Raw genomic sequence first — 14,501 nt, 5'->3', positions numbered from 1 at the left:
ACGCAGTGGTGGCACTGGTTCTTCTTCGCCCAACCCGACATCCCCGAACGGGTCATCACCGCGGACCCGGACCGCTGGTACCACGGCGACCCGGAGGTGATGGGGCGGGAGAACCACGACGAGTGGCGGGCGGCGACGCGGAACCCCGACGTGGTGCGGGCGATGCTGGAGGACTACCGGGCGGGCCTGACCGTCGACCGGGTGCACGAGGAGGCCGATAAGGCCGCGGGCGTGCGGATCGAGTGCCCGACGCTGGCCCTGTGGTCGCTGCGGGACGACCTGGAGGACCTCTACGGTGACCCGCTGGCCATCTGGCGCGACTGGGCGCCCGGCGTGCGTGGCCACGGCATCGACTCCGGGCATCACATGGCCGAGGAAGCACCCGACGACCTGGCCACCACGCTCGCCGAGTTCTTCCACCCCTGATCATTCACGGAACCCATCCATCGTCAGCTTGCGTGAGCGGATGATTCCGCTACGAGAGGATCGCGGCTCAAGTGGTAGCGGTGAGAGTGGTGTTCTAGTTGGGCACTGGGGTGAGGAGTTCGGGTCCGTTGTTGCGGGGGTTGTTGACCGCGGTGGAGACCTCGTGGGGCTCCAGCGGCGGCTGCGGCATGCTGTTGATCAGCGCTTGGACGTCGTCGGGCTCGGCCAGGGTCGGGTCGAGCCACGCGTCGCGCAGGTCGCCGGGCGGGACGAGCAACGGGCTCCGGTCGTGGATGTGCCCCAGCGTGTCCGGAGCCGAGGTGGTGATGATCGTCCACGTCCACAGCCACCGGGCCGGGTCGTCCTCGAGCAGGTCCGGGTCCGGCCACAACTCGTAGAGCCCCGCGAACGCCAGTACCTCGCCACCCAGGTGCGAGTAGTACGGGGTCTTGGCCTTCGCGTCGGTCTTCTGCCACTCGAAGTAGCCGTCGGCGGGCGGCAAGCACCTCCTGCGCCGCGCGGCGGCCTTGAACGCGGGTTTCGAGACCAGGGTCTCCACCCTCGCGTTGATCATCTTCGAGCCGATCTTCCGATCCTTCGTCCATGGCGGCACCAACCCCCAGCCGACCGAGCGGAGCAGCCGCGACGCGGCCGCGTCCGGGTGTGGCGCAGCGGGCGATGGAGCGGTTGGACGCGGAGTTGTCCGAAAAGGACGACGAGGGGCGGCTGTTGACCTACGGCAAGGTCGGGGTCGTCGCGGTGGTGGGCAACGAGGACGGCGCGCACAAGATCAGCGCGGACCTGTACCAGTGCTTGAACGATGTCGGCTTCACGATCCCGGCCGGTGGCGTGACGTACTGAAACGGCGAGGCGATGCAGGGCGCGGACCACAAGGACCTGGACGAGACGCCGAAGACGACCGCCGGGACGACGAAGACCCTGGCGGCCAACGCCGCCCACCTCGCGGCTGCTCACGGAAAATCAGTACCCCGCCACCTGAGCGAGGTCCAAGGGAGGTCGCTGGCGGTGGTGTCGTGGTGGGCGGCTCACCGCGTGCTCACCCGGTGACAGCGTGCCTGTTGATCGAATTGCCACCAAGCGACGCGGTCACCGTGGCTGCGCCGTTCGACGGCGACCTGGACCGGTCGATCGGCAACTTCCCGCCCGCTGCCGCGACCCTCACGAAGGACCTCGGGCTGGCGACCTTCATCGCCGCCACCGGTTTGGCCGCCGCGCCCCAAGCGGGGGCGCTGCTCAGGCAGTACGGCGCGCTGCTGCCGTTCGCAGGCGTGGCGCTGGTCCTGGTGCCCGCGCTGCTGTCGCTCTACCTGGGCAGCCGCGTGCTGAAGATCGAACCGCCGATCCTCCTCGGCGCCGCCGCCGGTCAGCAGTGCAGCACTCCGGCGATCTCCGCGGTGACGAGCGTCGCGGGCAACTCCGTGCCGCTCATCGGCTACACCGTCACCTACGCGATGTCGGGCATCCTGCTGCCTCTGACCGGCCCGGTCGTGGCCGGACTGCTCGGCACGTGATCGGGAGTGGTCGCACCCGCGACTCGACGCGCGCGGCGGCGCCGCTAACCGGTGATGTGGCCGCGGTCGATCGCGACCGGTTCGGGGTTGCGCAGGTCTTCCAGCAGTTCGACCTGTCCGGAAAGGACACCGGTGAGGATGGTGCGCGCCACCGCCAGCAGTTCGGCCACGTGTGGGCTGGTCAAGGAGTAGAACACCGTCGAACCCTCCTTGCGCGCGACGACCAGGCCCGCGCGGCGCAGGACGGCGAGCTGCTGGGAGAGGTTGGACGCCTCGATGTCCAGTTCGGGCAGCAGTTCCGCGACGGCGTGCTCACGGTCGCTGAGCAGTTCCAGCACCCGGATGCGGGCGGGGTGTCCGAGGGTTTTGAAGAACTCCGCCTTCAACTGGTACAGCGGCCTGCTCATGCGGTCCCACCGGCACCACGGCGTGCGTCGGGAGCGGCCGTCGTGCCCGTCACGTGCCACCTCCCGCTTTTCGCCTGGTGATCGGACTCTAGCAACCGCCCGGCCGCCGCTGCTCGCGCAGCAGGCCGCGGGCGTGCTCGATCGCCTCCGGCGTCGTGGCGAACGCCCGGCCCAGATCGCGCAGACGGGTGGCGCCGCCCAGCGCGTCGAGCACGCGTTCGTGGCCCGGCCTGATGCCGGACACGAGCACCGCGATGCCGCGGTGCTCCAGCCTGTCGACGACGTCGCGCAGGACGAGCGCGCCGGTGGCGTCGACGGTGGAGACGCGGGAGAACCGCAGGACGACGACCTTGACGTCGGTGACCTCGGTCAGTTCCAGCAGGAAACGGTGCGCGGCGGCGAAGAACAGCGGTCCGTCCAGACGGTAGGCGACGATGTGGTCTGCCAGCAGGGCCTGCTCCTCCTCGCCGTGGTGGCTGTGGTCGAGGACCTCCTCCTCCAGCCGGGCGGTGCCCGCGATGGTGCGCAGGGCCGAGCCGCCCGCGACGACCAGACCGACGATGACCGCGGTGACCAGGTCGAGGACGACCGTGGTGGCGGCGGTGACCACGAGGACCAGCGCGTCCGAACGGGTCGAGCGGAGCAGGGGCCAGCACCGACCCGACCTCGACCATGCGGATCGCGGTGGCCAGCAGGACGCCGGCCAGCGCCGCGATCGGGATCTGTCCCACCAGGGGCGCTGCCGCGAACACGATGACGGCCAGCACCAGTGCGTGGCTGAGGGCGGCCAACCGGGATCGTGCTCCGGCCCGGACGTTGACCGCGGTGCGGGCGATGGCCGCGGTCGCGGGCACACCGCCGAAGAGCGGTGTGACCAGGTTGGCCAAGCCTTGTCCGAACAGCTCCTTGTCCGGATCGTGGCGTTCTCCGACGCTCATCGCGTCGGCCACCGTCGCGGACAGCAGGCTCTCCAGCGCGGCGAGCGCTGCCACGGCCACCGCGGGCGGTGCCAGGGTTGCCACGGCGCCGAGGTCGAGGAAGGCGAGCGACGGTGCGGGCAGCGTGGACGGCAGGGCGCCGATGAGCGCGGTGGGCAGGTCGGCGACCCAGCGGGCCACTGTCGCCCCGATCACCGCGACCAGGGAGAACGGGATCGTCGGACGCCACCGCGCGCCGAGCAGCACCACCAGCGCGACGCCGACCGAGGTGACCGCGTCCTGCCACGTCGGGTGCGCGGCGAAGTCGGCGACCGCCCTGACCGCGACCAGGGCGACCTGCTCGCCGTGCGGTGCGGGCACGCCGAGCGCGGCGGGGACCTGCTGCAACGCGATGACCCCAGCGATGCCGAGGGTGAACCCCTCCACGACGGGAGCAGGCACGTACCGCACGTACCGGCCGGCTCGCGCAAGGGCCAACGCGATGAGCAGGACCCCGGCCATCAGCCCGACCATCAGGACGCCTGACGGCCCGTGGGCCGTCACGATGGGGACCAGCACGACGGTCATCGCCCCGGTCGGTCCGGACACCTGGAAGCCGGAACCGCCGAAGACGGCGGCGATGGCGCCCGCGACGACCGCCGTCACCAGTCCGGCCGCCGCGCCGAGCCCGGAGGCGACACCGAACCCCAGTGCGAGCGGTAGGGCGACGATCGCCACCGTCGCCCCGGCCACCAGGTCGTGTCGAGGGGATCGCGCCAGCGACCGGATCTCCGGCTTGCCGGGCAGCAGGGACCTCGGTCCACCACTCCGCCGCTGTGCCATCAGCGGGTGGTCCGAGCTGGTGGGCGGCGGTGGGACGCGGCACGGATCAGCACTCCCGCTCACCGCCGACGTCAATGCCGTGGTTCCCGGCGATGCGTTCCAGGTTCAGCAGGTCGGCTCGATGCAGGGCCGCGAGTTCCTCGTCTCCGGTCGAGTCCGCCTCGCGCACAGACCGTCGAGCCGACTCGATCCTGGCGCGCACCGTGGCCGCGAACTCGCTCATCTGGTCTCCAGTCACTCGGTCTACTGAAGGGTACAGCTTTTGAGCAATTGCAAACTTCTTCAACTGATGAGGGGAGGACGCGATCCTCGGAAGCGGCGAGACCTGACTGCGAACGGCGCGGTGATGCGGGCCATGAGGGCGGGACCGCATCTTCCGGCGCCTCGTTCAGGCCGGTTGGAGGAGTTGGGTGAGAACCTGGTCCAAGCCGAGGGCGAACAGGTCGTCGTCGGTCCACGCGGCGTCGACGAAACTGGACGTGCTGAGGGTGGGGTAGAGGTCGGCCGAGTCGAGGATGTGCGCCCGAACCTCGGCGATCGCGGTCGGGTCGTCCAGTCGGCGCCAGGCGGTGTCGGCCACGGTCTCAGCGCAGGCTGTCGCCGGGGAAGCTCCGGACCGGGTGGACGGTGAAGGTGAAGATGCCGGCCCGAACGCCGGGGTCCTCGCCGATGATCGTGCGGGCGGTCTCCAGGTCCGCGTCGAGGACACCGATGCCGCAGACCTCGGTGTCGTCCACGACCGGGCACACGATGTTCAGCACGCCCTCGGCGCGCAGCGCGAAGTTGCGGCGGCCGTGCTCCCAGACGACCGGAGCCGCTTCAGGGGAGTGGAAGTTCGGGCCGGCTTTGAGGATGACAGCGGTGTATGCCTTCGTGGTGGCCATGCCCGCTCGCATGTCGTCATCGCTGATGGGGGTGGTCATCGCGTGCTCCTGTCGTTCTCGAACGGCTCGGCCAGCAGCAGGGCCAGGTCGTTGTGGTTGAGGTAGACAGCGATCTCGTAGTGGTCGGCCTCCCGCCGGAGCAGGAACGTCGAGGCGAGCGCGACCGGGGCGATCGGCCGCTCCGCCAGCCATTCGGCGCGAACGAGCACGTGGCGGTCGTCCAGTCGTTGTTGCCGGGCGGAAACCCGTCGCAGCGCGGTGACACCCGCGCCGGTGAACATCTTCCGCCTGGCAGGCAGGCCCGCACCCAGTTGCCGCGGGGTCAGCGCGAGCGCGCGCTGGGGGTCCAGCGCCAGGAACGTCCCGCTGAACACCCCGGACCAGTCACCGCCATCGCGGCCACGCAGGTCGTAGTCGTCCAGGAAGGACACCACGTCGTCGTCCGGCGGCGTCCACGGGTTCTCCTCGGGTGTGGTCACAGCTGCACCGCCATCTTCTCCAGCAGGGGCACGGTTTCGGCGAGTCGACGTCATTCGGCTTCGGTGAAGGTTTCCGGCACGGCGTGCACGCGCGCGCCGCTCGCGGTCTCCCGCGCGGACAGCGCGTCGCGTCCGGCCGGACTGATCGACACCACTGCCCGTCGTCCGTCCGCGGGGGTCTTGGGCGATCCAGGCGCTGCAACACGGCCAGTTCCAGGAAGCTCAGACCCTGACCGTCGTCGACGTGCGGATGGCGCAGGCCGCGCGCCCCCTTCCCGCCGCCGGCCGCACGTCCTGCGCCAGGCGATTTTCACGCAGAAATCCAGGTCAGATTAGCGAACTTCGCTTGACGAGGTGTGCTCCTGGCCCGCTCCGGCCATCGTCCTGGGGACTGGCCGGGCAGGCACAGCCACCGGCTGACCTCACCGCGCGGGCTGAGGTGCGTCGCCAGGACTTCGGCCTGCCGCGCCCGCCTGTCCACCTGTCGGGGTCTCGTCGTGGAGCGTCGTCTCGTCTCCCGTTTTCCCAGGAGTGGCGTACCGTTCTGCTTGATGGAGTGTTCGCTCCCGCTGTGTGGAAGCCACTGTTCTCGGGTTCAAACCAGATCCTGGTGACCGACTTGACCACCGCTTCGGACCTGGCCATCGACTTGGGCCTGGCGATCTCCCGGCGGACGCGGGTGGTGATCGCGAACCTGTCCGCGGTCACGTTCCTGGGCGCTACCGGGCTCGGTGTGCTGGAACGCGCTCATCATCACGCCGTGCGGGCCGGTAGCCGTTTGCTGCTCGTCGCGGCACAGCGGTGTGTGCTGCGACCTTTGGCGTTGACCGGGTTGGACGCCGTGCTGATCGTGGTCCCGACCAGCGCCGCCGCGCGGGTCTTCGCTGAACGGTGACCACCCGGTGCCGGGCTCGTCCGCACACCCGGCGACATCGGTGCCACGGGCTCATCAGGTCAGGACAGGCACATCGCGGCCCACACGGTTTTCGTGTCGTCGGACAGCGACACCCCCCACGAACGGGACAGGGCTTGCACCAGGCAAATTCCGCGTCCTCGGTAGGGGCCCGCGGTGGACGAGCCGATCAGCGGGACGAGGTCGTGGGAGCTGTCCGACACCTCGATCACCACCTCGCCCCGGCCCAGGAGCACCGCGGCGTCGCTGTCGCACGGCACGTAGCCGGTGATCGTGACTCGGCACGGTGGTCGGGCGTGGTCCACCGCGTTGGACAACAACTCGGTGGTGACCAGGGAGATGTCCTGCACGACGTCCTGATCGCACCAGTACAGCGACTTCCGCACCCGATCCCGCACCACGACCAGGTCGTACCGGGTCACCGGCATGGCGACCAGCACGTTGGTCTTGCTGTCCGCCACCGGCTGGTACGCCGTGCTCCCGATGGCCGATCTCGGTGGTGTCGGCGGGGTGGTGGCGACACCGGGCGGTCGGGCCGTGATGGTGGGCCATGAGCGTGTCTTCGGGTCGGCGTCGACCATCGTCGTGCTCCTCCTCGTCCACCCGGTGGCCGGAGTGCGTCCAGCGCGTGCGGGGCACCGTTCGGGGTCGATCGGCGACAGGCCGACTTCAGAGGTTCGTCCCAGGTGTCACTTCCGGTTCGCCCCGCCGTGGACCTCGGTCCGCGGAGAGGCGAAGGGGGATGGGTCAGGTCAGGGGGAGCGCTGCCCAGACGGTCTTCGTGCGCTCCCCGCGCAGCACCCCCCACGAGCGGGACAGGGTTCGCACCAGCCGCATACCCCGACCGCCGTGCCTGCTCGTCGAGCGCTGGGTGATCAGGGGGATGTGGTCGCGCGAGCCGTCGAGCACCTCGATCACGGCCTCGCCCTGGCGCACCGGCGTCTCGGCACCGGTGCCGTAGGAGCCGACCACCGCCTCCTCCGAGGTGGGCAGGTAGCCGACCACGGTGATCTGGCGCGGGCGTCGGGCGTGGGTGACGGCGTTGGTGGCCAGTTCGGTGGCGACCACCTCCACATCCGCGATGACCTCCGGACCGCACCACGACAACGATCGCCGGATCCACTCCCGGACCACCGCCAAGTCGTCCCGGTCGATCGGCATCACCAGCAGGTCGACTCGTCGCGTGCCTTCCGCGGGCAGGTAGACCTGGCTGGTCGGGGAGAGCGTTAACTCCGCGGTCCGGGGCTTGAGACCGGTGGGGCGGGTGGTCTCGGCGGCGGGAAGCCACGGCGCGAGGGGAGCGGACGAAGCGGTTGTGGAGGGGTGGGTCATGCGGATCGCTCCTTGATCGCCAGAGTGACGCGGTCGTCTCTTCCACCATCGGCGACGGTGTCCGATCGCTCTCGGCTACCCCGCCGCGGGTGGCTTCATGCCAGGTCACCGGCTTGAGTGACCCCCGAAGGGGTGCACTCGCCGACGATCATCGCTGATGGCGTCGCTCCGCACTCAGGACTTCGACACCCATGCCGCGGTGCGGGCACACCTGTCTCCTCGGTGGCTTCGGAACAGGATGGTTGGGTGAGCCGAAGATCGGGTAACCGGCCGCCACCGTGAGCGCGCGCGTCTCCGCGGTAGGACCACTGGAGTTCGACGGTCCGGGCCGGACCGGCCGGAATGTTCATCAAGCAGCATCCGATCCCGGTCCGGCCGTCTTCTCGAGTTCGTCGATCACCGCGAACCCTGGCGTAACGCCGCCCTCGTGCCGGACGACCAACGCGTGCGGAGTTCCGCCACTTGATCGCACCACCGGGAAACGGGGGATCCATGCAGTTCCAGAACAACCCGCTCCACCAGGGCCGGGTGGTCACCGCCCTGAACCTCTGGCACGTCCGCGCCACCAACCAGCACATGGCCCATGGAGCGTGGTACCAGCTCCACCCGAACGGGTCGCTGCTCTACAACTGCGGCGGTGTCAACAACGGCGGTGACTACGGTGTCGACTGGGTCGACCAGGCGCTCTACGTGTGGTTGACGGGCCACTTACCGGCGGGATTCGTGTTCACCGCCGGGCCGAACCAGAGGTGGGGAGGCCTCGAGTTCTACAACATCACCCGTGCGTCAGGTCCTGTCCCGAAGCCGAAGGACGAGGCTCGCCAAGTCGATCACCGCCCGGCAACGGTCGGCGGGCATCCGCCCTCGCGTGGCCTCTCGCCGCTGCGGACACCCGAACCCGCTTTGGTGGCCCGCCGCATGGCCGAAGCGGTCACGCGGCGGGCGCCGGTCGGTTCTCGACATGGAGTCGGGTAAGCGCCTCAAGGGGTCGAACGGTGCTTCGACCGACCTGGACGGCTCGTGATGGCCTTCGACCTGTTGTGCCTGGCGGCCGGTATGCCGACGGGCGAACTCGTCATCGCCGACCGCGACCTGGCTGCAACGACGCGCTCGGGACATTGCCCGTGCCGTCATCGGCAGGGTGCGGTGATGGACCTAGCGCAGTGCGTCGACCAGTGCGGTGTAGGCCTTCTTCGGCTTGTACGAAGCGCTCCAGGGCAGAGCGTTGCCCGGTACGGCGGGGTACTGGTTCACCGTCGCGGTCGAGCCGTACTTGTCGGTGAAGCCCCAGGTGGTGAATCCCGTGCAGTTCGGCTCCTGCCGGCAGACGGTCATCCGCTCGCCGAACTGCTTCGCCTGCACCGCGGTGTCCGATGTGGACACGTCCATTTCGGAGACCCGAACCTTCAACCCCAACGCGTTGAGCGCCTTGACGTGCTTGCGGAAGGTTTCAGCGGGCACCCGCTCGCCCGCGCTGTACTCGTGGCTCTGCAGACCCACGCCGTCGATCGGCACGCCGTTCTGCTTGAGCTTCTTCACCAGTGAGTACAGCGCTTGCCACCGGCCTCCATCGGCTTCGGCGCCGTACTCGTTGAGGTAGAGCACGGCATTCGGGTCGGTCTCCCGCGCGGTACGGAAGGCCTGTGCGATGTAGTCGGCGCCCATCGCCTGGTACCACAGGTTGTGCTCGAGCCCGTCGGAGTTGTCCTCGTTGATGGGTTCGTTGACCACGTCCCACTCCTTGACGCGGCCGGCGAAGTGACCTGCCACAGCCCTGATGTGGTCGAGCATCACGGTTTTCTTGTCGGGGGCGGACCGCATCCACGTCGGAAGGGCTTCGAACCAGACCAGGGTGTGCGCGTGCACGTCGATGTCGTTGGCCCGTGCGAAGTCCACGAGCGCGTCGGCCTCGGCGAAGGCGAACACGCCACGCCGGGGCTGCACGAACTGGGGTTTCATGTCGTTCTCCGGGGTGATCAGGTCGAACTGCTCACCGGCGGTCGCGCGGTAGCGGTCGTCGGACACCAGGGGCGCGATGGCGATCGCGGAACCCACTCCGACCTTGCGCGGCAGCGCTTCGGCGGTCGCACGCCACGACCCGGCGACCTTGTTCTGCCGCCAGTCCGGGGCGGTGAGCACCTGCACCTTCCCGGTGGCTCGCAGCGAGGTCAAGCTCCAGCTCTGCCCGGCAGGCGCGTCCGCGCCGAACCAGACCTGGCCGGAGGAGAAAGCACCGCGGTCGGCCACCTTCCCGACCTGTTGGCCGTCGACGGAGAACGCGAGTTCGGACCCGACGTGCTTGACGCCGATCGTGGTCGTGGCAGGCACGGCGCTGCCGAACTTCGCGGTCTGCACGGGCTTGTCGGACTTCCCGTCCCAGACCGCGATGGCCAGCTTCCCCCCGGTCACGCCGACCCGCACGCTCGGCGGCTCCTGGCGCCACTCGTCGTAGATGATCGGCAGTGCGCCGTAGAGCTGCAGGGACCCCGATCCCGACACCTTCGCGTCGACCTGGAAGTCACCGGTGACGGCCAATCGCGGTCCCAGCACGTTGACCGGCGGGTTGGCCTGGGAGCGCTGGTAGTCGGTGTCGGTGATCCACCGGTCCAGGCCGGTGATCCGAACGCCGTCGGCGGACTGCTCCGCTCCGGCGAAGTGGGACCAGTCCTGTCCGCTCAGCAGGTCCACCGGTGCGGCGGACGCGGCGGGCACTGCGGCTACGAGCAGCAGCGCGGTGAACAGGGGCAGCATGAAACCTCCTGCGGTGGGGATGGGAGTGGTGCGCAGGCGGCGGATGCGCGGACTAGCGGGGGTGAATCCGTGAGGGCACGAGGCGGGGAAGCACGGTGTCCAGCGCGACGGCGACGCCGCCGGCGAGGATCGCGCCCTCTCGCAGTGCCGAGGTGCTGATTCGCGGTGGGCGGGTGGTGAGCGAGGCGAGCGCCGTGCGGACGGGCTCGGCGAGGACGTCCCCGTTGAGCCCGATGCCGCCGCCCAGGACGATCAGCGCGCAGTCGATGACGGAGGTGATGCGCATCGCGCAGTCCGCGATCCGCGCGGCCTCCCAGGCGATGAGCTCGACGGCGATCGGATCCTGCTCGCGGCAGGCTCGCACCACCTCCTCGCAGGTCGAGAAGTCGGAGTACTGCCAGATGTGGGCGAGGAACGCGTCTGCGGCCGGGCTGTCCGAGCGGAAGCGCTGACCGAGCGGAACGTGGTCGATCTCGCCTGCCACGCCGTGCACTCCCCGGTGCAGCTCACCGCCGATGACCAGCCCGGCACCCACTCCGCTGCCGATGGACAAGAACGCGAAATCGGCTGTTCCTCGCCCGGCCCCGTACCGACCCTCGCCGATCGCGGCGAGGTTGATGTCGTTCTCCACGAGCACCGGCAGCCCCAGCACCCGGCCGAGGTCCTCCGCGGCGGCGAAACCGTCCAGGGCCCGCTGGTTCGCGCTGTGCACGATCCCGGTGCCCGGATCGACGACCCCGCCCACGCCCACCACGGCGAGTTCGGGAGCGCAGCCCGATGCCTCGGCCAGCTCCTGTCCGAGCTGCGCGGCCGTGGCCAGCACGAGTGCGGGCTCGTTGTCCGCGACCGGTTTGTCGATGCGGGCGAGCTGGATGCCGTCGAGGCCGGCGATCGTGCCCCGCAGGTACCGGCTGCCGAGGTCCAGGGCCAGCACCGTCGCGGCGGTCATCCGAGGGCCGAAGAACACCGCGTCGTAACCGGCGGCGGTGTCCGGCCGCGGTACCTGCTCGACGAGTCCCGCGGCGATCAGGCTGTCGATGGCCCTGTTCGTGGTCGGTTTGGTGGTGCCGAGGTGTCGTGCCAGTTCGGCGCGGGTCACCGGGTGTTCGCTGAGCAGTGCCTGGTAGACCGCTTGGACGTTCGTTTCCCGGACGAGTGCGCCGGTGACCGCTCCTAACCGCATGACGGCCAAACTAGTAACGGAGCATTACCGGTGTCAATGCCGGTGGTCGAGTCGGACGTGCTGCCCCTGGCGTCCTCCGAGCGACGTCGTGGTCGGGGTGTGGGCGCGGCGACGGCGTGTCGTTGTGCCGGCCATATCGTCCCGTTGGACAGTGTTCACCCCTAGGTCTGGACCGGTGATCAAGGCCAAGGGGACAATGATGTCCGATGTCATGCGTTGTTCAACGTCTGGCAATCAATGGTCTGCTGCCCCCTGGGCTCTTCGCTGACCCAGGGGGCGGCTCCAATTCGGCCCGGTGAACTCCGGACCTCGCGGTGACGTGCTCCTGCGCCAGTCGGCTTATTCCTGTCGGGCATCGAGGTGTACTTCCATGCTTTCCGGCGTTGTGTCGCCGTGATGATCGGGAAAATTTGGTTGTAAGTGAGTGTTGCTCGGACTTGGCTCGTGAGAGCCCGTTCCCTTTTTTGAACTGTCTAAACATCGGGACAAGGATGCGAAAAATCACGCAGCTGATTGCCTTGATCGTCCTTTCGGCGGTATCTGCGCGAAGTGCGGCACGGCACGGTGTGTCGGGGTTCTGGCGTGGCGGGATTCTCGGGAACGTGCGGGCGGTGCTTATCGGGTGACGCCCCTCGAAACTCGACCCGATGATCGACGCCGTTTGCCGATCGACGATGAGAAGGAGGACGCCGTGGACGACAACTCCGTCAATCAGGTCCTGGTCAACGAGGAGGGGCAGTACTCCCTGTGGCCGATGGACAAGGAGGTCCCAGCGGGCTGGGCCAGCACGGGGAAGAGCGGCTCCAGGCAGTTCTGCATGGACTACGTCGACCAGGTCTGGACCGACATGAGGCCTCGCAAGCTGCGCGAACAGATGGCGACGGACTGAAACCAGGTTCCGGCGGGCGTCATGCGGGACGCTCGGTTGGAGGAGGCGCGGGGTATCTTCGCGGCACTCGTCCGACTCGGTCATCGCACGTGTCGTAGCCCGGCGGACGTAGTCCTCGGGGATGCGTCCGATGGCCGAGTCGTCGTCCCGCGGTGCGTCGTCTCCGTCGTGCTCGAGTTCGAATGTGACGGATGTTCATGGTTTGCAGTGGGTCGATGACGGCCGCTGCGCGGCCGACTTGCTTGTGCGGTCTCCGCAAAATCGCGGTTTGCCCTGATGCTCGAGCGACCGCTGGAGTAAAAGAGATCGAGTCTTTCCCGGCTGCATGGAATTTATTTGGTCGAGGGTTGTGCGCATGAAATGCGGTGCACGCGGGTAAACGGTGGCATCGGACCTTCGGGAGCCCGATGTCAACCACCCGGCCGGCCTTCGATCTTATGTGCGAGACGGTAGCGTCCGATGTGCGCGATCGAGCGCCAATTGCGCGCCGTGCGCAGGTGGGACCTTCATCCTGAACGCGAAACTCATCGATGAGGAAAGCGAATCGTGGAACACTTACGTGAGGTTCTGGAGAGATCGGCCCGATCCAACGATGTGCCCGGTGCCCAGCTCGTCGTGCTGAAGAACGGCAAGACCTGGGAATTCGCCTGCGGCGAAGAGCGGTACGGCACCGGCCGCCCGATGACTCGGGACAGCAAGGTACCCATCGGGTCGATCACGAAGACCTTCACCGCGACCGTGCTGATGGTGCTGGTGTCCGACGGTGACATCGCACTGGACGAGCCGCTCGCGAGGTCGCTCCCGGAGATGCGGCAGGCGCCGGACGAGGTCGCTCACCTGCTCACCGTTCGCCAGTTGCTCAGCCACACCGGCGGGCTGCGCGCCGAACCGATCACCTCGTCGACCCGAGGCCGATCACCTCTGGTCTCGTCGCTGCTGGACGCGCCGCAGGAGCCGGGTGCCGGCTTCTCCTACTCCAACACCGGTTACGCGCTCCTCGGCAGGTTGATCGAGGTGACGACCGGTATGACATGGGCCGAAGCAGTGGAGACCATCCTGCTCAGGCCCTTGGAACTCACCCTGCCCTTCGTCGTGGACCCGGCCTCCGGACTCACCGTGCCGTCGATGGCCAGCGGGCACACCGTCAACCGCGCCTCGCGTCGGATCCGGCCGGTCGACCAGGAACTGGACCTGGTCGAAGCGCCGGCGGGCGGGCTCGCCGCCAGCGCGTCGGACCTGCTCGAACTGGCGAGGATGCACCTGCGTCCCGAGCACGGCGGCGCGGACCACGGCTTGGTCACCTCAGACGACCTCGCCGAGATGCGACTCCCGGTGCCCGGTGCCGAGCCTTTCGGCCTGGCCGACGGATGGGGGCTCGGTCTCGCGGTGTTCCGCGGCGCGGACCACGACTGGCTCGGGCACGACGGCACCGCGGACGGCACTTCCTGCCACCTGCGCCTGAATCCCGAATCAGGCACGGTGATCGCCCTCACCACCAACTCCTCCACCGGCATCGCCTTGTGGCACGACCTCCTCACCGAGTTGCGGTCGACGGGCACGGACATCGACACGAGCGCCGCGTCGGTCGACATCGGAAGTCGCACGTCGATCCCACCGGACTGCGTCGGCACCTACTTCAACGGCGACACCAGCTACGAAGTGGTCATCCGCGGCGACGATCTGCAGTTGGTCGTCGACGACGAACCGTTGGCACGGCTCACGGTTCGCGACCGGCTCGTCTTCTCCGTGACCGGCCTCGCGGGGGGCGAGGCCGGTCGTCCGGGTCGTTTCCTCCGCGACCCGCGCAGCGGTCGGATCGACCGCATCCAGATCGGCGGTCGGATCGCCGGTCGCAGGCGGCACGCGCGCAAAGTGGCCTGACCCCCGGCCTCGCACCGCTGCGCTGACCACCCACTCCCTTGCCCCCTGTGGCGCTTCCCCGCGC

Annotated in this window: 18 protein-coding genes and 1 pseudogene; 8 read left to right on the top strand and 11 right to left on the bottom strand. The window is 68.9% G+C overall.

Annotation, left to right across the window (positions count from 1 at the left end; genetic code table 11):
• A partial coding sequence (locus tag ACFWW9_RS33130; protein ID WP_390386075.1) for an alpha/beta fold hydrolase occupies positions 1 to 426 on the top strand: 426 nt, incomplete at its 5' end.
• A gap of 94 nt (positions 427 to 520) precedes the next feature.
• Here ACFWW9_RS33130 and ACFWW9_RS33125 read toward each other — a convergent pair.
• Positions 521 to 1,066: an SOS response-associated peptidase gene (locus ACFWW9_RS33125; protein ID WP_390386076.1), complete on the bottom strand. Its 546-nt coding sequence runs from the start codon at positions 1,064 to 1,066 to the stop codon at positions 521 to 523.
• On the opposite strand from ACFWW9_RS33125, the gene ACFWW9_RS33120 reads away from it, so the two are divergent.
• From ACFWW9_RS33120 to ACFWW9_RS33110, 3 genes are read left to right on the top strand one after another with little or no spacing between them, the layout of a single operon-like run.
• Positions 1,030 to 1,287, top strand: a complete 258-nt coding sequence (locus ACFWW9_RS33120) for a hypothetical protein (RefSeq protein WP_390386074.1) — start codon at positions 1,030 to 1,032, stop codon at positions 1,285 to 1,287. The two genes, ACFWW9_RS33125 and ACFWW9_RS33120, sit on opposite strands and share 37 nt — an antisense overlap.
• Positions 1,288 to 1,299: 12 nt before the next feature.
• Positions 1,300 to 1,494, top strand: a complete 195-nt coding sequence (locus ACFWW9_RS33115; protein ID WP_390386073.1) for a hypothetical protein — start codon at positions 1,300 to 1,302, stop codon at positions 1,492 to 1,494.
• A 44-nt stretch (positions 1,495 to 1,538) separates the two neighbouring features.
• A complete protein-coding gene (locus tag ACFWW9_RS33110; RefSeq protein ID WP_390386072.1) occupies positions 1,539 to 1,958 on the top strand; it encodes a hypothetical protein in 420 nt (139 codons plus the stop codon).
• Between the two features lie 44 nt (positions 1,959 to 2,002).
• Here ACFWW9_RS33110 and ACFWW9_RS33105 read toward each other — a convergent pair whose 3' ends face one another.
• From ACFWW9_RS33105 to ACFWW9_RS33080, 6 genes and pseudogenes are all read right to left on the bottom strand, one after another.
• Positions 2,003 to 2,365: an ArsR/SmtB family transcription factor gene (locus ACFWW9_RS33105; RefSeq protein ID WP_390386071.1), complete on the bottom strand. Its 363-nt coding sequence runs from the start codon at positions 2,363 to 2,365 to the stop codon at positions 2,003 to 2,005.
• Between the two features lie 88 nt (positions 2,366 to 2,453).
• A pseudogene (locus tag ACFWW9_RS33100) lies at positions 2,454 to 4,125 on the bottom strand (SulP family inorganic anion transporter).
• A gap of 46 nt (positions 4,126 to 4,171) precedes the next feature.
• Positions 4,172 to 4,348: a hypothetical protein gene (locus tag ACFWW9_RS33095; protein WP_390386070.1), complete on the bottom strand. Its 177-nt coding sequence runs from the start codon at positions 4,346 to 4,348 to the stop codon at positions 4,172 to 4,174.
• 165 nt (positions 4,349 to 4,513) lie between these two features.
• Positions 4,514 to 4,705, bottom strand: a complete 192-nt coding sequence (locus ACFWW9_RS33090; RefSeq protein ID WP_390386069.1) for a hypothetical protein — start codon at positions 4,703 to 4,705, stop codon at positions 4,514 to 4,516.
• A gap of 4 nt (positions 4,706 to 4,709) precedes the next feature.
• Positions 4,710 to 5,048 carry a hypothetical protein gene (locus ACFWW9_RS33085; protein WP_390386068.1) on the bottom strand — a complete coding sequence of 113 codons (339 nt, stop codon included), beginning with the start codon at positions 5,046 to 5,048 and terminating at the stop codon, positions 4,710 to 4,712.
• A complete protein-coding gene (locus ACFWW9_RS33080) occupies positions 5,045 to 5,488 on the bottom strand; it encodes a hypothetical protein (protein WP_390386067.1) in 444 nt (147 codons plus the stop codon). Before ACFWW9_RS33080 ends, ACFWW9_RS33085 begins: the two co-directional genes overlap by 4 nt.
• A gap of 619 nt (positions 5,489 to 6,107) precedes the next feature.
• Here ACFWW9_RS33080 and ACFWW9_RS33075 point away from each other — a divergent pair.
• Positions 6,108 to 6,383: an STAS domain-containing protein gene (locus ACFWW9_RS33075; RefSeq protein ID WP_390386066.1), complete on the top strand. Its 276-nt coding sequence runs from the start codon at positions 6,108 to 6,110 to the stop codon at positions 6,381 to 6,383.
• A 59-nt stretch (positions 6,384 to 6,442) separates the two neighbouring features.
• On the opposite strand, the gene ACFWW9_RS33070 is transcribed toward ACFWW9_RS33075, so the two are convergent.
• Together ACFWW9_RS33070 and ACFWW9_RS33065 are read right to left on the bottom strand one after the other, a co-directional pair.
• Positions 6,443 to 6,982, bottom strand: coding sequence for an ATP-binding protein (locus ACFWW9_RS33070; RefSeq protein ID WP_390386065.1), 540 nt, complete (start codon positions 6,980 to 6,982; stop codon positions 6,443 to 6,445).
• 166 nt (positions 6,983 to 7,148) lie between these two features.
• The gene (locus ACFWW9_RS33065) at positions 7,149 to 7,733 is read right to left on the bottom strand and encodes an ATP-binding protein (protein WP_390386064.1); all 585 of its coding nucleotides are present in this window, start codon (positions 7,731 to 7,733) and stop codon (positions 7,149 to 7,151) included.
• Positions 7,734 to 8,225: 492 nt separating this feature from the next.
• Between ACFWW9_RS33065 and ACFWW9_RS33060 the strand changes: the two genes are divergently transcribed.
• Positions 8,226 to 8,708, top strand: a complete 483-nt coding sequence (locus tag ACFWW9_RS33060) for a hypothetical protein (RefSeq protein WP_390386063.1) — start codon at positions 8,226 to 8,228, stop codon at positions 8,706 to 8,708.
• A gap of 180 nt (positions 8,709 to 8,888) precedes the next feature.
• On the opposite strand, the gene ACFWW9_RS33055 is transcribed toward ACFWW9_RS33060, so the two are convergent.
• Both ACFWW9_RS33055 and ACFWW9_RS33050 read right to left on the bottom strand, forming a co-directional pair.
• Positions 8,889 to 10,484 (bottom strand): endo-1,4-beta-xylanase, encoded by a 1,596-nt coding sequence (locus ACFWW9_RS33055; RefSeq protein ID WP_390386062.1) that lies wholly within the window; start codon positions 10,482 to 10,484, stop codon positions 8,889 to 8,891.
• Between the two features lie 52 nt (positions 10,485 to 10,536).
• Positions 10,537 to 11,667 carry an ROK family transcriptional regulator gene (locus tag ACFWW9_RS33050; protein WP_390386061.1) on the bottom strand — a complete coding sequence of 377 codons (1,131 nt, stop codon included), beginning with the start codon at positions 11,665 to 11,667 and terminating at the stop codon, positions 10,537 to 10,539.
• Between the two features lie 691 nt (positions 11,668 to 12,358).
• Here ACFWW9_RS33050 and ACFWW9_RS33045 point away from each other — a divergent pair.
• Both ACFWW9_RS33045 and ACFWW9_RS33040 read left to right on the top strand, forming a co-directional pair.
• A complete protein-coding gene (locus ACFWW9_RS33045; RefSeq protein WP_390386060.1) occupies positions 12,359 to 12,556 on the top strand; it encodes an MbtH family protein in 198 nt (65 codons plus the stop codon).
• A gap of 546 nt (positions 12,557 to 13,102) precedes the next feature.
• The gene (locus tag ACFWW9_RS33040; protein ID WP_390386059.1) at positions 13,103 to 14,437 is read left to right on the top strand and encodes a serine hydrolase domain-containing protein; all 1,335 of its coding nucleotides are present in this window, start codon (positions 13,103 to 13,105) and stop codon (positions 14,435 to 14,437) included.
• Positions 14,438 to 14,501: the final 64 nt, after the last annotated feature.

The sequence above is a fragment of the Umezawaea sp. NPDC059074 genome, assembly GCF_042738955.1.
In the GTDB taxonomy this organism is placed as follows: domain Bacteria; phylum Actinomycetota; class Actinomycetes; order Mycobacteriales; family Pseudonocardiaceae; genus Umezawaea.
This window is presented reverse-complemented; position numbering and strand designations above follow the sequence as displayed.